The sequence below is a fragment of the Streptomyces sp. NPDC003284 genome, from assembly GCF_053589675.1.
The window spans coordinates 101656-123860 of the sequence record NZ_JBSFSI010000016.1; the positions used below are offsets into that span (position 1 = coordinate 101656).

Annotated in this window: 17 protein-coding genes; 11 read left to right on the forward strand and 6 right to left on the reverse strand. The window is 73.2% G+C overall.

Translation table 11 applies throughout. From position 1 onward, the window contains the following. The first annotated feature begins 1 nt into the window (after window position 1). The 5 genes from hypB to hypE are packed head-to-tail and all read left to right on the forward strand — an operon-like array spanning window position 2 to window position 5733. Window positions 2-733, forward strand: coding sequence for a hydrogenase nickel incorporation protein HypB (hypB, locus tag ACWDYF_RS28355; protein WP_389469363.1), 732 nt, complete (start codon window positions 2-4; stop codon window positions 731-733). Then, window positions 730-3138 (forward strand): carbamoyltransferase HypF, encoded by a 2409-nt coding sequence (gene hypF / locus ACWDYF_RS28360; RefSeq protein ID WP_389469365.1) that lies wholly within the window; start codon window positions 730-732, stop codon window positions 3136-3138. The genes hypB and hypF overlap by 4 nt, the downstream gene beginning before the upstream one ends. Continuing rightward, complete coding sequence (locus tag ACWDYF_RS28365) at window positions 3139-3480, forward strand: HypC/HybG/HupF family hydrogenase formation chaperone (protein WP_389469368.1); 342 nt, start codon at window positions 3139-3141, stop codon at window positions 3478-3480. Then, window positions 3477-4634 (forward strand): hydrogenase formation protein HypD, encoded by a 1158-nt coding sequence (gene hypD, locus ACWDYF_RS28370; protein WP_389469370.1) that lies wholly within the window; start codon window positions 3477-3479, stop codon window positions 4632-4634. Before ACWDYF_RS28365 ends, hypD begins: the two co-directional genes overlap by 4 nt. Next, window positions 4627-5733 (forward strand): hydrogenase expression/formation protein HypE, encoded by a 1107-nt coding sequence (gene hypE / locus ACWDYF_RS28375; protein ID WP_389469373.1) that lies wholly within the window; start codon window positions 4627-4629, stop codon window positions 5731-5733. The genes hypD and hypE overlap by 8 nt, the downstream gene beginning before the upstream one ends. 71 nt (window positions 5734-5804) lie before the next feature. Here the strand turns inward: hypE and ACWDYF_RS28380 are convergent, their stop codons facing one another. Together ACWDYF_RS28380 and ACWDYF_RS28385 are read right to left on the reverse strand one after the other, a co-directional pair. After that, the gene (locus ACWDYF_RS28380) at window positions 5805-7112 is read right to left on the reverse strand and encodes a lanthionine synthetase C family protein (RefSeq protein WP_389469376.1); all 1308 of its coding nucleotides are present in this window, start codon (window positions 7110-7112) and stop codon (window positions 5805-5807) included. After that, complete coding sequence (locus ACWDYF_RS28385; protein ID WP_389469378.1) at window positions 7109-10324, reverse strand: lantibiotic dehydratase; 3216 nt, start codon at window positions 10322-10324, stop codon at window positions 7109-7111. Before ACWDYF_RS28385 ends, ACWDYF_RS28380 begins: the two co-directional genes overlap by 4 nt. Before the next feature lie 197 nt (window positions 10325-10521). On the opposite strand from ACWDYF_RS28385, the gene ACWDYF_RS28390 reads away from it, so the two are divergent. Then, window positions 10522-10671, forward strand: a complete 150-nt coding sequence (locus ACWDYF_RS28390) for a hypothetical protein (RefSeq protein ID WP_234029326.1) — start codon at window positions 10522-10524, stop codon at window positions 10669-10671. Window positions 10672-11056: 385 nt separating this feature from the next. On the opposite strand, the gene ACWDYF_RS28395 is transcribed toward ACWDYF_RS28390, so the two are convergent. Continuing rightward, complete coding sequence (locus tag ACWDYF_RS28395) at window positions 11057-11857, reverse strand: HAD hydrolase family protein (RefSeq protein ID WP_389469381.1); 801 nt, start codon at window positions 11855-11857, stop codon at window positions 11057-11059. Between the two features lie 97 nt (window positions 11858-11954). On the opposite strand from ACWDYF_RS28395, the gene ACWDYF_RS28400 reads away from it, so the two are divergent. Both ACWDYF_RS28400 and ACWDYF_RS28405 read left to right on the forward strand, forming a co-directional pair. Continuing rightward, complete coding sequence (locus ACWDYF_RS28400) at window positions 11955-12671, forward strand: M24 family metallopeptidase (RefSeq protein ID WP_389469384.1); 717 nt, start codon at window positions 11955-11957, stop codon at window positions 12669-12671. Continuing rightward, a complete protein-coding gene (locus tag ACWDYF_RS28405; RefSeq protein ID WP_389469387.1) occupies window positions 12668-13306 on the forward strand; it encodes a LysE family translocator in 639 nt (212 codons plus the stop codon). Before ACWDYF_RS28400 ends, ACWDYF_RS28405 begins: the two co-directional genes overlap by 4 nt. Before the next feature lie 223 nt (window positions 13307-13529). Here ACWDYF_RS28405 and ACWDYF_RS28410 read toward each other — a convergent pair whose 3' ends face one another. Then, window positions 13530-14474 carry an amidohydrolase family protein gene (locus ACWDYF_RS28410; RefSeq protein ID WP_389469390.1) on the reverse strand — a complete coding sequence of 315 codons (945 nt, stop codon included), beginning with the start codon at window positions 14472-14474 and terminating at the stop codon, window positions 13530-13532. 58 nt (window positions 14475-14532) lie between these two features. On the opposite strand from ACWDYF_RS28410, the gene ACWDYF_RS28415 reads away from it, so the two are divergent. Then, complete coding sequence (locus ACWDYF_RS28415; RefSeq protein ID WP_381744551.1) at window positions 14533-15063, forward strand: MarR family winged helix-turn-helix transcriptional regulator; 531 nt, start codon at window positions 14533-14535, stop codon at window positions 15061-15063. A gap of 132 nt (window positions 15064-15195) precedes the next feature. On the opposite strand, the gene ACWDYF_RS28420 is transcribed toward ACWDYF_RS28415, so the two are convergent. Then, window positions 15196-16998 carry a vWA domain-containing protein gene (locus ACWDYF_RS28420; protein ID WP_389469393.1) on the reverse strand — a complete coding sequence of 601 codons (1803 nt, stop codon included), beginning with the start codon at window positions 16996-16998 and terminating at the stop codon, window positions 15196-15198. Then, the gene (locus tag ACWDYF_RS28425) at window positions 16995-18056 is read right to left on the reverse strand and encodes an ATP-binding protein (RefSeq protein ID WP_389469395.1); all 1062 of its coding nucleotides are present in this window, start codon (window positions 18054-18056) and stop codon (window positions 16995-16997) included. Before ACWDYF_RS28425 ends, ACWDYF_RS28420 begins: the two co-directional genes overlap by 4 nt. 815 nt (window positions 18057-18871) lie before the next feature. Between ACWDYF_RS28425 and ACWDYF_RS28430 the strand changes: the two genes are divergently transcribed. Both ACWDYF_RS28430 and ACWDYF_RS28435 read left to right on the forward strand, forming a co-directional pair. After that, window positions 18872-21289 carry an SdrD B-like domain-containing protein gene (locus ACWDYF_RS28430; RefSeq protein WP_381744619.1) on the forward strand — a complete coding sequence of 806 codons (2418 nt, stop codon included), beginning with the start codon at window positions 18872-18874 and terminating at the stop codon, window positions 21287-21289. A gap of 232 nt (window positions 21290-21521) precedes the next feature. After that, complete coding sequence (locus tag ACWDYF_RS28435) at window positions 21522-22202, forward strand: hypothetical protein (RefSeq protein WP_389469400.1); 681 nt, start codon at window positions 21522-21524, stop codon at window positions 22200-22202. The last annotated feature ends 3 nt before the right edge of the window (window positions 22203-22205 follow it).

Below are 22205 nucleotides of genomic sequence, written 5' to 3' on the forward strand. Positions count from 1 at the left end.
CATGTGCCAAGTCGCCGATCTCCAGCAGGCCGTCCTCGTCAAGAACGACGAACGAGCGGCGGCCCTGCGGGCCGAACTGGCCCTCCGCGGCACCACGGTGATCAACCTGCTGTCCAGCCCCGGCAGCGGCAAGACCGCGCTGCTGGAGGCCGAACTCGCGCACGCCCGGACCGAGGGCGTCCCGGTCGCCGCCCTCACCGCGGACCTGGCGACCGAGAACGACGCGGTACGGCTGGCCCGGTCGGGCGCGCCGGTCAAACAGGTGCACACCGACGGTCTGTGCCACCTGGAGGCGGACATGCTCCGCGCGCACCTGGACGGCTGGCTGCCCGACGGCACCCGGCTGCTGTTCGTCGAGAACGTCGGCAACCTGGTCTGCCCGGCCTCCTACGACCTGGGCGAGTCCCTGCGGGTGGTGCTCGCCTCCGTCACCGAGGGCGAGGACAAGCCGCTGAAGTATCCGACCGCGTTCGGACTCGCCCAGCTCGTCGTGGTGACCAAGAGCGACCTCGCCGAGGCCGCCGGATTCCAGGAGAGCACCTTCCTCGCCAACGTCCAGCAGGTCAACCCGGGTGTGGAGGTGCTGTTCACGTCCGCCCGGCGCGGACAGGGCGTCGGTGAACTGGCCGGGAGGGCGCTGGCGGTCGCCGAGGGCGGCACCGTCCACCGGCCGGTCATGGCCCGCACCGGCACCGCGCACAGCCACCACGCCCCGGCCGTGACGCACCCGTGACAGGACACCCCGGCACGGCACCCGCCGCACCCGGGCTCCAGCGCCGCCGGGTGACGGTGCGCGGAGCCGTGCAGGGCGTCGGGTTCCGGCCGTTCGTCTACGTCCTCGCCGGCGAACTGGGCCTGGCCGGGCATGTCGCCAACACCGTCGACGGGGTGGTCGCGGAGGTGGAGGGCAGCGGCACGGCGCTGGCCGACTTCTGCGACCGGGTGGCCCGCGACGCGCCGCCCCTCGCCGTCGTGGAGTCCGTCTCCCACGAGGCGGTCGCCGCGGTGGGCGAGACCGGGTTCGCCATCACCGCCTCCCGGCCCGGCAGCACGGCGCGCACACTGGTGGCGCCCGACACCGCGACCTGCGACCGGTGCCTGTCCGAACTGGGCGACCCGGCCGACCGGCGCCACCGCCACCCGTTCATCAGCTGCACCCACTGCGGGCCCCGCTTCACCATCGTCACGGGTCTGCCCTACGACCGGCCCCAGACCACCATGGCCGGCTTCCCCATGTGCCCGCGCTGCCGCGACGAGTACCGCGACCCGGCCGACCGCCGCTTCCACGCCCAGCCCATCGCCTGCCACGACTGCGGGCCCCGGCTCCGTCTCGTCACCCCGGACACCGGCACGGCACGCGGCGGCGCCGCCGACCCGATGGCCGAGGCCCGCCGACTGCTCGCCGAGGGCGCCGTGGTGGCCGTCAAGGGACTGGGCGGCTACCACCTGGCCTGCGACGCGGGCAACCCCGACAGTGTGCGCACGCTCAGACGGCGCAAGGGGCGCGGGGACAAACCGTTCGCGCTCATGGTGCGGGACCTTGCCCACGCCGAAGCCCTCGTCCACGTCGACGACGCCGCCCGCAGGCTGCTCACCGGCGGCCGCCGCCCCATCGTGCTGCTGCGCCGCAGACAGGACACCGGGCGGGACATCGCCGCCGACGTCGCCCCCGGCAGCGCCGATCTCGGTGTGATGCTGCCCTACACCCCGGTGCACCACCTGCTGTTCGGGCTGCCCGGCGACCCGCCGGGCCCGCACGCCCTCGTCATGACCAGCGGCAACCTCGCGGGCGAGCCCGTCATCACCGACGACGGCGAGGCGCTGCGTCGCCTCGCGGGACTCGCCGACGCCTGGCTGACGCACGACCGGCCCATCCACGTCCCCTGCGACGACTCGGTCGTACGGGTGCTCGACGGCCGGGAACTGCCGGTGCGCCGTGCCCGCGGCTACGCGCCGCTGCCCGTGCGGCTGCCCCTGCCGGTCCCGCCCGCCCTCGCCGTCGGCGGGGACCTCAAGAACGCCTTCTGCCTCGGCGAGGGCCGCCGCGCCTGGCTGTCGGCGCACGTGGGCGACATGGACGACCTGGCGACGCTGACGGCCTTCGAGGGCGCCGAGCGGCAACTGGAGGAGATCACCGGAGTCCGGCCCACGCTGCTGGCCGCCGACCGCCATCCCGGCTACCGCTCGCGGAGCTGGGCCCGACGGGCCGCCGCCGGACGCCCGTTGATCACCGTGCAGCACCACCACGCCCACATCGCCGCCGCACTGGCCGAGAACGGCCACGACGGCGGGAGCCCCGTCATCGGCGTCGCCTTCGACGGCACGGGATACGGCGACGACGGCGCCGTATGGGGCGGTGAGGTCCTGCTCGCCGACTACGACGGATACCGGCGCTTCGCCCACCTGCGCTACGTACCGCTGCCGGGCGGTGACGCCGCCGTCCGGCGCCCGTACCGCATGGCCCTGTCCCATCTGCGGGCGGCGGGCCTCGCCTGGGCGGACGACCTGCCGTGCACGGCCGCCTGCCCGCCCGCCGAACTCAGGACGCTCGCCGTGCAGTTGGAGCGCGGCCTGTGCTGCGTGCCCACCTCCAGCATGGGCCGGCTCTTCGACGCGGTCTCCTCGCTGACCGGGATCTGCCACCACGCGCGCTACGAGGCGCAGGCAGCCATGGAGCTGGAGGCGGCGGCCTTCCGCGCCGGTGACACCACCGGCGCCTACGCCTTCGAGCTGGCCGGCGGACCGGGTGACCCGCTCACTGCCGACCCCGGCCCCGTCCTGGCCGCCGCCGTCGCCGACCTGCGGAGCGGAGCACCCGTCGAACTGATCGCGGCCCGCTTCCACCGGGCGGTCGTCGATCTCGTACGACGTCTGTGCGCGGCGGCCCGGGACCGGCACGGACCCGACACCGTGGCCCTCAGCGGCGGCGTGTTCGCCAACGCCCTGCTCGGCACGGCCTGCGCGGACACACTGCGCGCGGACGGCTTCACCGTCCTGAGCCACCGGCTGGTGCCGCCCAACGACGGAGGGCTCGCCCTCGGCCAGCTCATGGTCGCCTCGCGCGCGGCGGCCACCCGCGGCGCACCGGGCCCGCTCCCGCGGCCCGCCCACGACCGCACCCACCCCGAGGAGGACTGAATGTGCCTTGCGGTACCCGGAAGAGTGCTGCACATCGAGGAACGTGACGGCACCCGAATGGCCACCGTCGACTTCGGCGGCGTGGCCAAGGAGGTGTGCTGCGAGTACCTGCCGGACCTGCGGGTCGGCGAGTACGCGATCGTCCACGTCGGCTTCGCGCTGCAACGGCTGGACGAGGAGTCGGCACGGCAGACCCTGGCCCTGTTCGAGGAGATCGGGCTGCTGGAGGAGGAGTTCGGCGATCCCTGGGAGGCGGCCGCCCGGGACAGCGGGGCGCCCCGCCCGGCCGGCGCCGCGACGCCCGCGGCGACGGCCGACGCGACACGGAAGGCGGAACGATGAAGTACATCGACGAGTTCCAGGACCCGGACCTGGCACGCAGACTGCTCGACGACATCCACGCGACCGTCACCCGGCCCTGGGCCCTGATGGAGGTCTGCGGCGGCCAGACCCACTCGATCATCCGGCACGGCATCGACCAGCTGCTGCCGGACGCCGTCGAGCTGATCCACGGCCCCGGCTGCCCGGTCTGCGTCACGCCGCTGGACGTCATCGACAAGGCCCTGGAGATCGCCTCCCGCCCTGGCGTGATCTTTTGCAGCTTCGGCGACATGCTGCGCGTGCCCGGCTCGGGCAGCGACCTGTTCCGGGTGCGCGCCGCGGGCGGCGACGTACGCGTCGTCTACTCCCCGCTGGACGCGCTGCGCCTGGCCCAGGAACACCCGGACCGCGAGGTCGTGTTCTTCGGCATCGGCTTCGAGACCACCGCCCCGCCCAACGCGATGGCCGTCCACCAGGCACGCAGGCTCGGCGTCCGCAACTTCAGCATGCTCGTCTCCCATGTGCGGGTCCCCCCGGCCATCGAGGCGATCATGGAGTCGGACACCTGCCGGGTGCAGGCGTTCCTGGCCGCGGGCCATGTGTGCAGCGTCATGGGCACCGACGAGTATCCGGCGCTGGCCGAGCGCCACCGGGTGCCGATCGTGGTGACCGGCTTCGAGCCGCTGGACATCCTGGAGGGTGTGCGCCGCGCGGTGCGGCAGCTGGAGCGCGGCGAGCACACCGTGGACAACGCGTACCGCCGTGCCGTACCTACCGAAGGCAACCCGGCGGCCAAGGCCATGCTCGCCGACGTCTTCGAGGCCACCGACCGGGCCTGGCGCGGCATCGGGGTCATCCCCGGCAGCGGCTGGCGGCTGTCCGAGCGCTACCGCGACCTGGACGCCGAACACCGCTTCGCGGTCACCCACATCGACACCCGCGAACCGGCGCAGTGCCGCAGCGGCGAGGTCCTCCAGGGCCTCATCAAACCCAAGGAGTGCGCCGCCTTCGGCACGGTGTGCACTCCGCGTACGCCGCTGGGCGCGACCATGGTCTCCAGCGAGGGCGCCTGCGCCGCCTACTACCTCTACCGCCGGCTCGACGGCGACGGCACACGGGGCGCCGGCCGGACGAGCGAGGCGCCCGCTGCCCTGGAAGGAACCTCCGTTGTCTGACCCGACCGGCACCACCGGCCTCACAGCGCCCCGTCCGGCAGCCGTGCCCGCGCCCGACTTCTCCGGCTGGACCTGCCCGGCACCGCTGCGCGACCAGCCCTGCGTCGTACTGGGGCACGGCGGGGGCGGTGCGATGTCCGCCGAACTGGTCGAGCACGTCTTCGCCCCGGCCTTCGGCGGTCCGGCCCTGGCCGGGCTCGGCGACTCGGCGACCGTCACCCTCGGGGGAGCACGGCTGGCGTTCTCCACCGACTCCTTCGTGGTGCGGCCCCTGTTCTTCCCCGGCGGCTCCATCGGCGACCTGGCGGTCAACGGCACGGTGAACGACCTGGCCATGAGCGGGGCCCGCCCCGCCTACCTCTCCTGCGGGTTCATCCTGGAGGAGGGCGTGCAGATGCCTGTGGTGGCACGTGTCGCCGAGGCGATGGGCCGGGCCGCCCGCGCCGCCGGGGTGGAGATCGCCACCGGGGACACCAAGGTCGTCGAGGCGGGACACGGGGACGGCATCTACGTCAACACCGCCGGGATCGGTGTCGTACCGGACGGTGTCGACATCCGCCCGCAGCGGGCGGTACCGGGCGACGTCGTCATCGTCAGCGGCCCGATCGGCCTGCACGGCACGGCGGTGCTGAGCGTCCGCGAGGGACTTGAGTTCGGTGTCGAGGTGGAGAGCGACTGCGCCGCGCTCGGCGGTCTGGTCGAGACGATGCTCGACGTCACCCCCGACCTGCACGTGCTCCGCGATCCGACGCGCGGCGGGCTGGCCGCCGCACTCAACGAGATCGCCGCGGCGGCCTCCGTGGGGGTCGCCGTCCAGGAACGGGCGGTTCCGGTGCCCGCGGCCGTGGCGGGTGCCTGCGCCATGCTCGGCCTGGACCCCCTGTACGTCGCCAACGAGGGCAAGCTCGTCGCCTTCGTCCCCCGCGAGCACGCGGACGCGGTGCTGGCCGCGATGCGCGCCCACCCCCTCGGCGCCGAGGCGGTGATCATCGGCGACTGCGTCGCCGAGCACCCCGGGATGGTGGTCGCCCGCACCGGTCTGGGCGGCACCCGCGTGGTCGACCTGCCGATGGGCGAGCAGTTGCCGCGCATCTGCTGAGCCCGCCCGCCAGGGGCTCTCCGGCCGCCCGGCCGGAGAGCCCGGCGGTCGCGTCGGCGGGCCATGTCGCGTCAGGCCAGCAACAGAGCTGCGTACCAGGGGAGTTCACCGGTGGGGGCCGACGGGTCGAGGGTGAGGCGCAGGGCGAGCGCGGTGCCCGACGCGCCGTCGAGGAAGCCGGGCCGGTGCACGGGGGTGGGGCTGTCGGGGTCGGCGGCGGGCCAGAGGAAGGGGTGCTCCGGATCGGCGGCCCGCCTCAAGGCGTCAGTCAACTCACCGACTCTTCCGGTCAGTTCCCCGCCGCCGGGTTCGCGGGACATGAGGGTGGCGACGGTGGCCAGTCCCGCCAGGCCGTGGCAGAGCGTGGCGTCGCCGTGGGCGCGCGCTCCGTCCCGCCGGTCGCAGGTGGCGATGACGGCGGCCACCGCCTGCCGGTTCCAGTCGGGCTCCGCCAGTGCGAGAGAGGCCAGTTGGAGGGCGCGGGCGACGCCGGGACTTCCGTAGCACCACCCGGCGCGGACCCGGCCCAGGTCCGGGCGGCCCCCGGCGGCCGCCGTCAGCTCGGCGTCGAGCGGCACGATGTTCGGCCAGCCGGTGCCGTCCGTGCTGCGCCGGGCGAGCAGCCACTCGGCGATGTCGCGGATGGCCCGCTCCTGGCCGGGAACCCGGACGCCCGCGCGGTACGCCAGGGACAGCAGGGCGAGCGGGCCGGGGATGCCGTGCGCGAGACCGGCGTTGAAGTGCCCCCCGGGAACACCGTCCGGTTCGCTGAACAGGATCGGGTCGGCGGTCCACCAGCCGGGCAGGCTCTGCCCGCCGGGTCCGGTGACCGGGCGCGTGAGCGCGACGAGGTGTGCGAGCACCAGTTCCGTGGTGGCGCGGTGTGCGGGCCCGGCGGCGAGCAGCAGCCTGCCCAGTCCGGAGAGCCCGGCTATCACGTCGTAGCCGGCCATGCGGGCGCCCGCCGTCCCGGCCGCGATCCGGGGCGCGTCCGCGTCGATCAGTTTCCGGGCGAGCACCGCGACCTGCCCGTCGAGCCGGTCGAGCAGACCCGCGTACTGGCCCGGCCCGGTGACGGCGGTCCGGGCGGCGAACGCGACGGCGGGCAGCCCCGAGTAGAGCCCCTCGCGCGGGGACCTGCGCACCCCGGTGACCGCCGCCGACAGATGGGCGTGCGCCGTCCGTGCGTACTCGGGTGAGCCGTGGGCCAGTGCCGCGAAGAGCAGCGCGACCCCGGCATGTCCGTCCGCGAGGGACTGCGGATGCCACAGGGCACGCGTCCTGGCCAGGTCGGTGTGCTCGGACGCCGTCACCCGCGCGGCGAGTGCCACCGGATCGGACAGCCGCTGTGCGAGGAGCGCGACGGACGCGTCACTCATGAACGGGCCCTTTCCCTGTCGAGTTGTGCCTGGACGGCGCCGCGGGCCACGGCGAGTGCCTGGACCTCGGCCGTGCGGTCGGTGCCGAGCCGCCGGTTGCAGTGCATGTGGACCAGGGAGGCGAGCACCGCGTCGGCGGTGACACTCAGGGTGCCCCGCTCCTCCTCTTCGCGCACGAGACGCCCGAACCGCCGCGGCGCCGCCCGGTACGGTGCGCCCACCGCGTCCGGGCCACCGTCGCGGGTGATCCGCGCGAGCGCGGCCCCGCGTCGCGCGGCGAACGCCTTGTGGTGCTGTTCGCGCTTGGCATAGGTGGCGGTGAGCCACTGCCGCCAGTCGCCGCCGTAACCGTCGTGGAAGGCCCGGACGAGTTCCGCGACGTCGTGCGCCGCCGACAGGATCCGGTCGTCCTCCGGGACCGCGAGCCGCTCCAGTACCAGCAGACTGTCCGCGTGGAACACCTCCTCGGCCGCTTCCAGGAGTGCCGCGCCGCCGTAGCGTTCCGTCTCGGGGGAGTAGCCGTCGATCCGCAGCCCCCGGGCGAGCCCGGCACGGGCCAGTTCCCCGGCCAGGCCGTGCAGCCGGGGCAGCAGCACGCCGTTGAGCAGGGCCGGTTCGCCGTGCAGCCGCAACCGCAGATGGGGGTGCGGATCGGCGTAGCGGATGAAGAACCAGCGGTCGACGCCCCCCGGCTCGTCCGGCCTGTCCGGCCCGTTCGTCGGGGAGGGCGGGGACGGCAGTGCGGTGAGGAAACGCCGGAGGGGGCCGGTCAGCAGTTCGTCCTGGCGCTCGGCGGAGGAGTAGAGCGTGGCGTAGAGCCAGGGACCGCCGGGCGGGATCTCCCCGGTGGTGCCCCGGCGTACGGTCGCGGTGGAGGCTCGGGCGACAGTCGCCGCCCCGGAAGGCCGGCGCACCGCACCGGCCTCCGGCTGACGCGACGTCAGAGTCACCACGGCCTCGACGTCATGGGCTCCGCCGGGCCCGTGCAGCCAGCCGCCGCCCACGTCCTGCCCCGTGACCGGCTCGTGGACCACGGCGACGCCCGCACGCTCGCACTCGCGCCGCAGGATCTCCCGGTGCGCGGCGACGGTGAGGTTGAGGGGGATGCGGTGATCGCCGAGGGTGAGCTGGACGTGGTCCGGTACGCCCCACAGCGCGCGCCAGTCGTCGAGCGCCGGGCTCGTGGCATCGAGGCGCCAGCGAGCCGGGCTCAGGACGGTGCGGCCGGTGCGTACGGCGGGCAGGAAGGGCAGGTCGTCGGCGGTGCCCCAGTCCCACAGGCGCCACTGCCTGCGGCTGAACGCGGCGGCCTCGACGAGGAAGCGCACCGTGTTGGGCGCGGTCAGCTCGCGGTTGAGCACGTGGAGCGCCGCGGGCGTCAGCTCGCGGCCGAGCGTGGCCGAGGCGATCCGGAAGCCCTCGGAGTCCGCGGACACGAGCACATCGTCGAGCGTCAGGTCCGTGACGCCGGGCACGGCAGGTCCGGGGTGGGCCCCGACGACGAGCCGGCCGTCCAGCCAGGTCGGCACCTGGGCCACGTTGGCGTGCCGATGGTGTGCCGCCTGGTGATGGATCTGGACGGGCAGCCGTCCGGTGCCCTCGCGGGCGGCCCGCACCGTCCGGCGCATCGCCTCGGCCTGTCCCGGCGGGAGGAGATGGGCGAACCGGCCCATGAGCCCCCCGGAGGCGGTGGCCGCGCCGTTCAGGAGCAGGGTGAAGTCGCCCCGGTCCACGGCGTCTGCGGACTCCGCCGCGATCTGCACGACGAGTTCCAGCGCGGGCGGTGCCGCGGTATCGGCGGCGGCAGCGGTACCGGGGTCGCGGTCGGCCTCTTCCAGCCTGCTCAGCCATGCCTCGTCGAGGACCACCTCGCGCACTCCGCGTGCCTGCGCCCCGGCGGCGAGCCCGAGGAGCAGGCGCTGCCGTACCGCGCCGACCGGGAGGGGCCCGGGAGCGGGACGGTGGCTCGGCGGCAGCCGGTACCCGGCCGGGGCACCGAGACCGACGTCCGGATCGAGGACTTCCTTGACGGGCACGAAGCGCCCCAGCCCATAGCGCTCCACGAACTCCTCGTGATACGGGGTGAGCCGCCCCGGCCCCGGGGACGAGAGCCGCCACAGCGCGGCGGCGGCACGCTCCAGCTCGCGCGCCACCTCCCGTGAGAGCACGACGGTCCCTTCGAGGCGCAGGTCGACCTGGACGCAGTGGGCGGACTCCGGCACCGCCGGAGTCGCGGCGACGCTCCCGGCAGCGGTGGCCGTGGCCGCCCCGAGTGCCTTACGCCAGGCGGGGGTTCCCGACCCGAGAGGGGTCGCCCCGTAGGCGGCGAGGGCCGAGCGCACCGCGGCGACCTGTCCGGCGGCGGACGAACCGGCGGGGAGCCGGCGCTCGACGTGGGCCAGCGGGTCGATGGCGTCCAGCGGCGGCCGCAGCTCCGTCAACAGCACTCCTGCGGCCACGAGTTGGGCGAGGAGGCCGCTCACGGCACCGGCGGGCGCCCCGGGGAAGCCCGCTTCCACGTGCCGGACGAGTTCTCCGTACGGAAGTGGGCGGGCCGCCGCCTCCACCACGGCGCGCACGACCGGCGTGTACTTCAGGGTCCGTGCCTTCGGGAGCCCGTCGTCCACCGGGCCGCCCGAGGACACGGCGGATCCGAGACGGGGACCGGCGGGGGCGAACGGCAGCACCAGGCGCTCGCCCCGTACGAAGCACAGCCCGTTCGCCACGATGCTCAGGTGCGGGAGCACCGCGGGGTCCTGCTCCCACGCGGCGACCCGGTGCGAGAGCCAACTCGCGTCGGGCCGGGCCGCCTTGTGCCCCTCGCCGGTCAGCTCGCCCTTGGTCGTGTCGCCGAAGGAGCCCCACAGGACGCCCGCCATGAGGCCGAACGGCGTGGGACGGGACGCCGCCCGGAGACGGTACCGGGTCACGGCCCGCAGCGCCTTGCGCAGATCGGGGACCGGCACCGGACGCCCCGCGAGCACGGCGTCGGTGGTGCGGGCGAGCGAAGGGCTGGAGACCTCGACCGCCTCCCTGAACCGGTCGTCGGCGAGCAGTCCGGTCAGGCGGGCGCGGAGCGACTCGGAGTCCTGCCGGTCGTCCTCGACGTCCGACCAGGTCGCGCGGACCTCGTCCCGCGCGAGCAGCGGCGCCCGCAGGAGCATTCCGTCCGCGCAGTGGAACAGCGGTTCCGTGCTCCGGTCACCTCGCATGCTGCCACGCCCCCCATTACTGACTGCATAGTGAAACTGACCGACGACTTATCCGCCGATCGAATCATCGAATCGCTGAGGAATGCGTCAACAGTAACCTCGAAGTCGTGTTCCCGTAACCCTTGACTGCGTCAGTCGTCTGCATCTAGATTCCGCAGCGTCCGCCAAAAGGCGGCACATTTGACAGGCAGGGAGGAATGACTGTGCCCGAGAACCTGACCCAGGACCTCTTCGACATCGACCTCACCGAGACGGCCATCCAGGACACCGCGCCCGAGTCCGGCGGTATCGCTCTCTCCGGTGGCGAGACCTGCTTCCGCACCTGTACGACCTGCGCCGTCTGCTGACGCAGCCAGTCTGAAGGGCCGGTCCCGGCGGTCTCGTACCCGGCCGGGCCGGCCCCGCGGTGCTTCTTGAGGGGGCATTTCCCGGAAGCCGCGGGATCCGGCTGAAAAGGGCTTTCTAATTCCTCTTCAGTGGCGTCGCGTAGAAAATCTCGCACGCCATCTTCGCGTGCCGCTAAACCCCGTCCGCGCCTCGGAATTTCCGTACCGTCCAGCAGAGGATACGACTCGAAAGGCGACCGTCGCGCGAGGAGATGGGGCAGTGCCGCGTGCAGCCCATTTACCCCTTCGGCCGCTCGGAATGCCCGTACGGGCATTTGGCACTGCCCCAAGCCGTAAGCGACGGCGTGCCGTCAGCCGTCAGCCGTCAGCCGTCAGCCGTCAGCCGTCAGCCGCCTGCCCCGGTCAGGCCGGGCAGGGCGTCCGTCCGGGCTGCCCGTGCCAGCCGGGAGATCTCGGCCGCGACCGCGGCCGGATCCGCCGGCACGGTGACGTGGGCGACGCCCTCCAGGCTCGGATGGTTCCCGACCCGGACCGCCCGCTCCGCGTTCCGCAGGAGGTCGAGATCGTTGATGTCGTTGCCGAACGCCACATAGGTGCTGATCCCCAGCGCGGTCAGGGCGTCCCACTTCGTCGTCGAGGCCGGTGCGAGGTCCACGATCGCCTCGTCGAGATGATGGTTGACCGTCAGCCCCAGCCCGCGCCCGGCCTCGGCGCAGGCGGCGAGGTCCGAAGCCCCGACGACGAGGAGCTTCACCACCTCGGGCAGTTCGGCCAGATCCACCCTGCGCGCGAGCCCGCCCTGATCCACGCGGCTCGTGATCGGGTGGTTCTCGGGCCCCGTGTACGCGTAGTCCCACGGGCCGTCGGCGAGATAAAGGGCGTCGTACCGGGCGACCGCTTCCAGGAACGCGCCCAGGACCACGGAGTCGAACGCGGCCCTCGCCCGCACCCGCCCGCCGACCGAGACCAGGCTCCCGTTGCCGCCGATCAGCGTCGCGGACGGAAAGGCCCCGTCGAGGACGGGCAGCAGGTCCCGGACGGGCCGGGCGGAGGCGAAGACCAGCGGATGACCCGCGCGCTCGCAGTCCGCGAGCGCCGCGAGGATCCGGTGGTCGACGGTCCGCCCGTCGAAGCAGAGGGTGCCGTCGATGTCGAGGACCAGGGAGCGGGCCGAGAAGTCGATCACCACCGGATCGTATACGCGGGTCTCGGCTCCCATGCGCCAGGAAGGCATCGGGTGAGTCATCTCATATGCCAAGCTGTTGCCCGTAAACACCTGGCACATGCGGGAAAGGGAGTGGACGACGGTGGGATCCGACGAGAACGAGCGCGCGGCGGGCCTCGTGCGCGCGCAGGAGAAGGCCACCGCGCTGTTCGCCGAGACCGAGCGCCGCGGCCTGGTCGCACCCGGGCGCGGCGAGCGGGAGGTCAGCGACGCGATCCGTGACCTGGCGAACGACATGTTCGGCACCACGAAGCACTGGCACAAGCGGATCATCCGCTCCGGCGCCAACACCCTGCTGCCCTACCGGGACAATCCGCCGGACCGCGTCATCGGGGCGGACGACATCGCCTTCGCCGACTTCGGTCCGATCTTCGAGGAGTACGAGGCCGACTTCGGCCGCACCTACGTCTTCGGCGACGACCCCGACAAGCACCGCCTCCTCGCCGACCTGCCGCGCATCTTCGACGCCGGCCGGGCCGCCTTCCGGGCGGACGAGCACATCACGGGCGCGCGACTGTACGCGGAGGTCGAGCGGCTGGCCGGTGACGCGGGCTGGGAGATCGGTATCTGGCACAGCGGACACCTGGTCGGCGAGTTCCCGCACGAGACGAACGACGGCGCGAAGGCGGAGTCGTACATCACCCCCGACAACACCGGCCCGCTCCGCCGCACCGACCGCTCCGGACGGCACTGCCACTGGATCCTCGAACTGCACCTCGTCGACCGGGACAAGGGCTTCGGCGGCTTCTACGAACAGCTTCTGGACCTGGCGTGACGGGTGACGTCCTCGGCTTCGCGCTGTTCGCCCTCGTCGTCACCGTCGTTCCCGGGCCGGACCTGATGCTGGTCCTGCGCAACGTACTGCGGGACGGCCGCCGGGCCGGGGCCGCGACCGCCGTCGGCGCCGCCGCGGGCTCGCTCGCCTGGGCCGCCGCCGCGGCCTGCGGGCTCGCCGCCGTCCTCGCCCGGTGGGACGCCGCCTTCATGGCCGTACGCCTCGCGGGCGCCGCCTACCTCGTCCTGCTCGGAGTCCAGGCGCTGTGGGCACTGCGCGGCGCACCGGCCGCTCCGACCGGATCCCCGCCGCCCGCCGACGATCCGACGGGCGCGGCGCGCGCCTTCCGCCAGGGCCTCTTGAGCTGTCTGCTCAACCCCAAGGTGGGTGTCTTCTTCGTCGCCGTCGTCCCCCAGTTCCTCCCCGCCGGCCACCCCGTGCTCGCCGTCACCCTGCTGTACGGACTCATCGACGCCGCGATCGCCGCCGGATGGCTCCTGCTCGTGGTCGCCATGGCGGACCGGCTCACGGGATGGCTGCGCCGCCCGAAGACGGCGCGTGCACTCGAAGGCACGGCGGGCGGGGCCCTCGTCGCCCTCGGCGCGGCAACAGTCGTGGAAGCCGTACGCACCTGAGACATCCGAAGTTGCCGCATCCGGCCGGGCGGGCGGGCCGGAAAGGGGTGACGGTCGCCGAGAATTCGCGGAACGTGCACAGACGCTTTTCCCTGCCGGGTCGATCCACGCCGATGTTTCTGCGTGCGGCGGGGAAAGCGTCGTACGACACCGAGTTCTCGGCCTCGTCCCGCTGAGGCGAGATTGCGCCACACGGCGGCCCCGGCCGACTGCGGCCGGCAGGTCAGCGGGCGAGGCGGGGAAAGAGCGCCTCCGCGTTGCCGCGGTCGACGGCCGCCGCCTGGCCGGGGGCGAAGTCCGGGTAGGTCTCCAGGAACTGGTTGTAGTAGGTGCCGGTCTCCTGCGGGGCGAAAGGCCAGTCGCTGCCGTAGAGGATGTGGCCGGGCTCGGCGAAGGCGAGCAGGGACGGCAGGGCGGAGGGGCTGGCGGACAGCGCGGTGTCGAAGTAGAACCGCTTGAGGTCACGCAGGATGTCGTCGGCCTTGCGCTCCCGGTTCACGACGGTGGGGGCCAGACCGGAGAAGCGGTAGGCGGCGTACGGCAGGAATCCGCCGCCGTGGGACAGGATGACGCGGACGTCGCGGTAGCGGTCCATGACGCCGTTGAGCACCATGTCCAGGGCGGTGCGGGTGGTGTCGAAGACGTAGTCCGCGAGCGGGGCGGGGGTACCGGGCAGCAGCGTCATCGGGGGCTGTGCGGGGTGGACGAAGACGTTCGCGGCACGGCGGTCCAGCTCGGCCCACAGCGGCTCGAAGTCGGCGTCGCCGAGGTACTTGCCGTGGGCGTTGGACATCAGCACCACGCCGTCGGCTCCCAGGACGTCGAGCGCGTGGACGGCCTCCGCGACGGCCGCGTCCACGTCGGGCAGCGGGATGCTCGCGAAGTGTCCGAAGCGGCCGGGGTGGTCCTTGACGACCTCGGCGCCGTACTCGTTGACGGAACGGGCCAGGTAGCGGGCCGCCGCGTCGTCGCCGAGGTGGACGCCGGGCGAGGTGACGGACATGACGCCGGTGGCGATGCCCTGCTGGTCCAGCATCGCGATCGCGCTCCGCGGAGTCCAGGCCGGGATGGGCCAGCCGCCGGAGTCCAGCCCGCGCGAGGCCAGGGTCTCGGCCCAGACCGGCGGGACGAGGTGGTGGTGGACGTCGATGCGCGCGGGGAAGTCCATGATTCAAAGCCTCCTAAAGCTTAGCTTGCTAATTACTACCTTGAGTAAGCTAACAGTCATGCGAGAGACCAGCAAACGCGTGGCAGACGACGTCCAGGACCCGGACTGCGGCGAGGCGGGCGTGAGGGAGCTGGCGCAGGCCGCTGACCGGCTGTTCTATGCGATGCGCCGCTCCCGGGCGGCCACCGTGGGCCGCTCCGGGGCCGGGCTGTCCATGGCGCAGCTCACCCTGCTGGAACCCCTCTCCGCGGACGCCAGGGGCGACGGACTGCCGGTCGGCAGGCTCGCCGCCACCGCCGAGGTCAGCGTCCCGACCGCCACCCGCATGCTCAAGCAGCTCGAAGCGGCGGGCGCGGTCACGCGGCAGCGCGCTCCGCACGACGAACGCCAGGTCCTCGTCCGCCTCACCGACGACGGCGCCGATCGGCTCGCGGCGATGCGGGCGGAACTGCGGGCACGCCAGTCCGAGGCGCTGGCACACTTCACCCCCCGGGAACGCCGCGAACTCGCCGCGCAGCTCCAGCGCCTCGCCGCCGTCATCGGCGACACCGTCCCCCAGCCCGGCGGGGGAGACACCGCACGGCCGTGACACACCCTGCGTCACCCCGCCGCCGGCGGTGTGCCCGGCGACCGCGCAGCTCTGGCGGGGCCGGGGCCGGTGGCGACGCCGAGGGCGCCGTGGCCGGGCCCGCGACCCCGGCGCCGTACGCGGCCCTGCCGCTCAGCGCACCCGGAACACCGGTCCGCGCGCGGTGAACGGCAGTCCCGCGCCCTCCGGGATCAGATAGGCGTGTTCACGGCGGATCCGCAGCACATCGCACCAGCCGTCGGTGATCACCAGCACGGGGGCCGTCGGCGGGAAGTCGTCGGCCCGCTGCAACAGGTCGATGCCGGGTTGCAGGACCGTGCCCCCGCGGCCCCTGATCCGTACCCGCCCGGCGATCTCCGTCGGCGCCAGGTACCCGGCGTCGTAGGCCGCGGCGTCGCAGAACACCACGCGGGCGGCCGGTACGTCACGGGCCTCGGCGTAGGAGGCGATCGCGCCCAGTGCCTTGGCGAGCAGCGGGCCGGACATCGAGCCCGAGGTGTCCAGGACGACGCCGAAGGTGCAGCGGGCGACCTCCTCGGGCGGGAAGCTGCGGCCCGCGCGCGGGATGTCGGGTGTCGACGCCTGCCGCCGGGCCGGCCGGGCGTAGCTGCGCACCGGCTCGGGACGGGGCACGAACTCATCGAACCAGCGGGCCAGTCGGGCGTCCCACGGGACGGGCGGGTGCGCGAGTGCGCGGATCTCCTGGACCAGTCCGGCCGGCAGCAGGCCGCGCTGTCGGTCGGTGTGCAACTGATGGCCCTGGACGAGGGCGCGCCGGTAGAACTCGTCGAGGTCGACGGGGTCGGCGATCCGGCCGGGCAGTGGTTCGCCCAGGATGTCGCCGACGCCCTTGCCGCGCAGCGTCGCGAGCCGTCGTCCGCGCCGCAGTCCGGTGGTGAGCCGGTCGTACACCTCCTCGGCCGACAGGCCCTTCAACTCGGCGTCGTACAGCAGCCCTTCGGGCATCGTACCGACGCCCATCTCGACCAGCCAGCCGTTGATGACGTAGTCGGCGGCGACGTTGAAGAGATAGTGGTCGCGGGCGCCGCGGCGCCCGCCGTGGCGCAGAGCCGCGTGCAGCATCTCGTGGGCGAGGACGAACCGCCACTCCTCGTCCGTGAACCGCTTGAGCGGATTGACGTAGATCTCTCCGGCGGTGGCGTCCACGGCGGCCACGGAGATGCCGTGCACGCGGGCGAGTTCGGCGTCGGCGACGACGGTCAGCCCGGCCGCGAGGCCGCCGAGCAGCGGGTAGGACGAGACGAACCAGCTGAGGGCGCGGTCCCAGGGGCACTGGGCGACGCGCTCACCGGTGAGCCGGTCCCGGCGGCCGCCCGCGACGTCCATCGCGGCGGAGACCGAACGGGTCAGGGCGTACGCGAAGGCGAGTTGCCGGTCGGGCAGGACGGTGCCCCAGTGCGGCCACTGGACCAGCAGCTGGTCGGGTTCGCCGTCCGCAGTGCCGCACCGCTCGTTGGCGGCCGGGACGCCGGTCTTGCGCCAGCGGGCGGCGAGCTGCTCCTCGTCGCCGTCGGGGTAGCTCTCGGGGAGGTGGTCGGGGGCGGTGCCGACGGGAAAGGTGGCGAGGAAGCGGTTGACGACGGTGCAGCGGGCGGCGAGGTCGAAGCGGTCCGGCTGTCCGCGGTGCTCCTTGGCGGCGGGGAGGTGGCCGAATCCGAGGTGGAGCAGGGCATGGGCGAGCGCCCAGGCCCACTCGCCGGGTTCGGCCCGCCGGGTGGGGTGGATGTGCAGCCGCCCGTTGGAGTCCGCCCGGACGAGGCCCTGGCCAGGGGCGTCGGCGTTGCCCTTGGTGCGGACGAAGTCGGCGTCGACGGCCGCGAGGGCGGGGTTGCGGCGCACCAGGTCGGCACCGGCGGCGAAGGCCTCGGCGGCCGGGTCGGGGCGGTCCGCGCCCTGCTTGCGGGACCGGCTCAACGCCGGGCCTCGACCAGGCGCGGCATGTCGCGGGCGGCCTCCACCAGGAACCAGGCGGGCAGCACCGGATTGCCGTCGGCGTCCTCGGCGATGACGGTCTGGGCCACCTCGACGGAGATCTCGGCGAGCTGCACCAGCAGCGACTTGGCGCGGTAGGAGGTCTCACGCACGGCGGGCGAGGCGTGCTCGCGCCGGGCCGGGAGCTCCTTGACGAGCCGTCCCCGGAACGCCTCGGCGAGATAGTAGAGCAGGTCGCGGTCCTCGACGCGGCGCGGCCAGGAGGCGTCTCCCTTGAGGATCGCCTCGATACCGTAGGTGTGCCGCACGATCTTGGCGTACCCGCAGAAGGAGACGGCATGGGCGGGGGTCAGCGTTCCGTGCGCCACGATCTTCAGCGTCTCCTCGTCCAGCGCCGGGCCGAAGGAACGCAGCGCGTCGGAGAGCATGTGCCAGGAGCGGGGCGTGGAGAACGGCTCCTCGGTCTTGGGCGGCTGCGACCACAGATGGTCGGGCCGGTCGGTGAGGTACTCCACCACCCAGGGGTGGATGCCGTTCTCGCCCGCCCACACCAGCCAGTCGGTTGCGGAGGCGCGCAGATGGACGTGGGTGAGGCGGTTGACGAGTGCGGAGGCGATGGGGCGCGCCAGGGCGTTGTCGGTGGCGCGGTTGCCGGCGCCGATCACGATCGAGCCCGCCGGGAGTTCGTAGTTGCCGATCCGGCGGTCGAGGATGAGCGAGTAGAACGCCTTCTGCACATCCGGGGTCGCGGCGTTCAACTCGTCCAGGAAGAGGCAGTACGGCTCGTCGCGGGCGATTGCCTCCGGCGGGCAGAACACGGAGCGGCCGTCGCGGATCTGCGGCACGCCGATCAGGTCCTCGGGCGCGAGCTGAGTACCCAGCAGGCTCACGCACTCCAGGCCCAGGGAGTCGGCGAACTTCCGCACCAGAGAGGACTTCCCGATGCCGGGAGCGCCCCACAGGAAGACCGGGCGGACTGTGGCGAGGCCGAGGAGAAGGTCCGGTATCTGGGCGGGGGTGACGGTCACTGCGGCCTGCAAGCGATGGGCTCCTTCGGGGAAATGTCCTGTCCGCCCAGTGTATTGGGGCTGCTCGGGGCGGTCGCATCCGGTTTTTCTCTCCTCCGCCGGTCTGTTGCCTCGCTGAGCGGCTTCAGTTCCGTCGGCGGCAACCGGCGCGGGAGGAGCGGGCCTTGAGGTCCGCCGTGCTCCATGAGGTCCGCCGTGCTGCATGACCCCGACCGACGACCGACGACCGACGACGATCAGCCACCCGCCACGCCGGTCGCGCCGCCGCGCGCCAGGCTGCTTTGGGCACCCGGAGCAGCCGCCCGGCGGATCTCCCTGCGTGCGGGGCCACTTCCCGGAACTGCCGTACGCACGTTTGATATTCGATGGGACCGGATCCGGCCATCGCGGCGCTGTCGCACGTTTTTCCGGGCACCATTCCCCGTCGCCCGGTGAATCTCGCGGTCCCGGCGGATTTCAGGGATTTTGCTGTGGCGGCAAGGCTTCGGTGCATAGAATATCGCGCGCTGCCCGCGACGACGGCCGGGCGGTCGGCGGCGGGGGCGAGGGCGACATGACTGAGCTGCGGGAACAGGGGAGTCAGGGCGGTCCCGCCGGAAGCTCCGCACGCACGTTCGCTTTTCCTCGCCCGCGATGCTTACGGCGTGCCGGTGATATCCCGAGCGGTCACCACAAAGCGGCCCACTCCACAGCGGTGGGCCATTTTCTTTTCCGTGGAGTGTGATGCCATGAAACGAGTCGGAAGAGACTCACGCCGGTCGGCCTGGAGATTCGGGGATCCGCTGGCGCGAACGGGCTTGTCCGTCCTCTTACTGGCGGGCGGCGCCGTGGGAGCGACGTCCGGACCGGCCTCGGCCGCCGCCGACGGCACGCTGACGGTCCAGGTGCTGCGCGACTTCTTCGGCACCGGCGTGCTCAACGCGACGATGGACGTGCCCCAGCGGGGCATGAAGGCCGAGGTCTCCGACCCCGCCGGACACCACGTCACCGGCGTCACGGACGCCACCGGAAAGGTCGTGGTACCGGCCTCGGACGTGCTGAGCGGCGGCCGTTACCGCGTCGACGTCAGCGTTCCGGCGCCGTACGACGGCCATCTGCGGGCGGCGCCCGCCTCGACGGCGGAGAACCACTTCGACAGCTTCACGTCGTTCGTGGACGTGTCGGACGGCAAGGACGCCTCCGTGGTCACGGGGGTGTGGGACCCGGCCGACTACACGCTGCCGGACACGCGGTACTTCGTACCCGTCCACAACGGAGCCAACGGCACCGACGAGCGGGCGCTCGTGGCGTTCGGGACGAAGGTCCGCGGCACCTGCCCCACGGACACGGCGTGCCCGACCACGCTGGCCACGCAGGACCAGGTCGGCACGACGTTCGGGCTGGCGTACGACAAGGACCGGACCCGGCTGTTCCAGAGCGCGTTCGCCCGCCGCTACACTGCCTACGGCCCGCAGGGCGGGGGAGCCGTCTACACGGTGCCGGTCGACGGCTCGGGCGGCCCGCGGCTGTTCGCGCGGGTGCCGGACGCCGCGGTGACGCGGCACGACACCGCGAACCTGGTCAAGGATCCCGGGTTCACCGACGCGCCGGGCAAGGAGAGCATCGGCGGCCTGGCCCTGTCGGAGGACGGAGCCACGCTCTACGCGGTGGACCTGCGCTCCCGCAGCCTGGTGAGCTTCGACGCGACAGGCGCCACCGCCGCGGCACCCGAGGCGACGGTCCCGATCCCGGACCCGGGGTGCGCGAGCCCCGGCGACTGGCGGCCGTTCGGCCTCCAGGTCCACGACAACACGCTGTACGTCGGCGGCGTGTGCAGCGCGGAGAGCACGCAGCGGCGCGCCGATCTGAAGGCCGTCGTCTCCGTCTACGACGGAAAGCGGTTCACGACGGTGCTCAGCCACCCGCTCACGCAGGAACGCGGCAGCGTCTTCGGTTCCGGCGACCGGGTCACCCACTGGAACCCGTGGAACACCCGACCCGACTCATGGGACGACCGGAAGTCGGGCGGCGTGTTCATCGACCCGCAGCCGGAGCTGGCCTCCCTCGCCTTCGGCCGCGACGGCTCCATGGTCCTGGGGTTCCGCGACCGGTTCATGGACGTGCTCAGCTGGGGCGGACTGGACCCGCGCCCGGGGAACGACACCGCGGAGAACGGCATGTCCGGCGGTGACATCACCATGGTCTGCGCCACCGCCACCGGCGAGTACCAGTGGGAAGGCACCGGAAGCTGCCCCGACCACGCCACTCCCGCCGACAGCGGCGGCCAGGCAGCCGGTGTCGTCGAGTACTTCCCGGGCGACTTCTACGCCAACGCGCACCAGGAGACCGCGCTGGGCTCGGTGGCCTACATCCCCCAGCAGCAGTGGGTCGCCAGCACGGAGTTCGACCCGGTCGTGCACGTGGCGACCTCCGGGACGGGATACCACGACATCACGACCGGTCAGGGACCGGGCAACAACCCGACCGCCAACGGCTTCCAGTTCGTGAGCCAGGAACAAGGCGGTTTCGGCAAGGCGGGCGGGCTCGGTGACATCGCGTACGCCGCGGCCAACGCGCCGGTCCAGATCGGCAACGTCGTGTGGTTCGACGGCGACCACAACGGCATCCAGGACCCGGGGCACGTACTGCTGCCAGGGGCGACGATCGACCTGCTGGACGCGGACGGCAAACAGGTCGCGACGACCAGGACCGATGCCGCCGGCGAGTACTACTTCGGTGGCGTCGGCGCCGACTACCAGCTCACACCGGGCGCGAAATACACGGTCCGGTTCGACGTGTGCACCGCGGACACCGGCCAGGTGCCCGAGCAACCCCCCGCGAGCGAGCTGAGGTTCACCCTCCCGCGGGCCGGTGCCGACCGCGCGCACGACTCCGATGTGACCCCGCCGACCACCGGCCCCCTGTGCGACGGCCGCGCACCGGTCACGGCACCGGACAGGCCCGGGGGCGTCGATCACACGATCGACGCCGGGGTGTACATCCCGAAGGCGGAACCGAGCCCGAGTCCCACCCCGACTCCGTCGCCGACCGCCACCCCGTCGCACGTCCCGGCCTCGCCGCCGGCTTCCGTGCCGCCGTCCGCCGCACCGCCCGCGAACAACCCGGCCCCGGCCGACGGAGGTCCGGGCTCGATGGCGCACACCGGTATGTCCGGGGTACCGCAGATGATCGCCCTCGTCGGACTGCTGGTGGGCAGCGGCCTGGTCGTCGCGTTCGTGAGCCGGCGGCGCCTGCGCAAACACTGAGTCACCTGGCCGACAGCGAGCTGCCGACCGTCGGGCGGCGCCGTGACCGCCCGGCGGTGAGGCAGCGGCGAGCGAAGAAGGGATGAGGCGAAGAGTGTCAGCGTCGAGCCGCACGCGGAGCGTCAGAAGCCGGCAGGCTCCACCGGACCGTGCGGCCGACCGACGCCGATGGCGGTGGTCACGCCGGACCGTCGCCGTCGTCGTCGGCCTGGCGGTCGCCGTGGTGGCCGCCGTGGCCGGGTTCCTGTTCACCGGCGGCGGCTCCGGCCCCGGCGGGCCGCGCGCGCTGACCTCGGACGAGTCGAACCGGCTGGCGATCACGCGGTTCCGCAACTACCAGGCGCACGGGCGCGCCGTGACCATCACCGTGCCGGGCACCGCCGGAGCGCTGACCGTCACGGCGTCCGTCGACTACCGGGGCAAGGCCGGCTACGGCGTGGTGCGCGGCACCGGGCGCGGCACCTCCAGCGACGGGCTGATCGGGTGGACGGCCACCTCGGTGTCCGTCCACCCGATGGCGAACGCTCCGGCGTACGCCCCCGCGGTGCCGCCCCGCTCGGACTGGTACCGCCGCCCGCTGCTGGCGTCCGGCAGCGCGCTCGACAGCTCGCTGGCGATCGCGCTCGGCCTGGGCAGCGACCGGCCGGACAACGCCGAACTGCTGCCGCAGAACGGCGCCGCCTGGCAGGGCCGGGACGAGGTGGGCGGCCACCGGGTGGACATCATGACCGGGCCGTCCGCCGGGCACCGCTCCGGCACGGCGGGCAACGTGCGCTACTGGCTCGGCCCGGACGGCACCATGTACCGGGTCCGCGTCAGCGTGGGGTCCGAGCCGCAGCCGGTGGACATCGACTTCGACACCCACCGGTACGTTCCGGTCGCGCCGGTGACCGGAGCCGCGGCGAGCCGGTAGCCG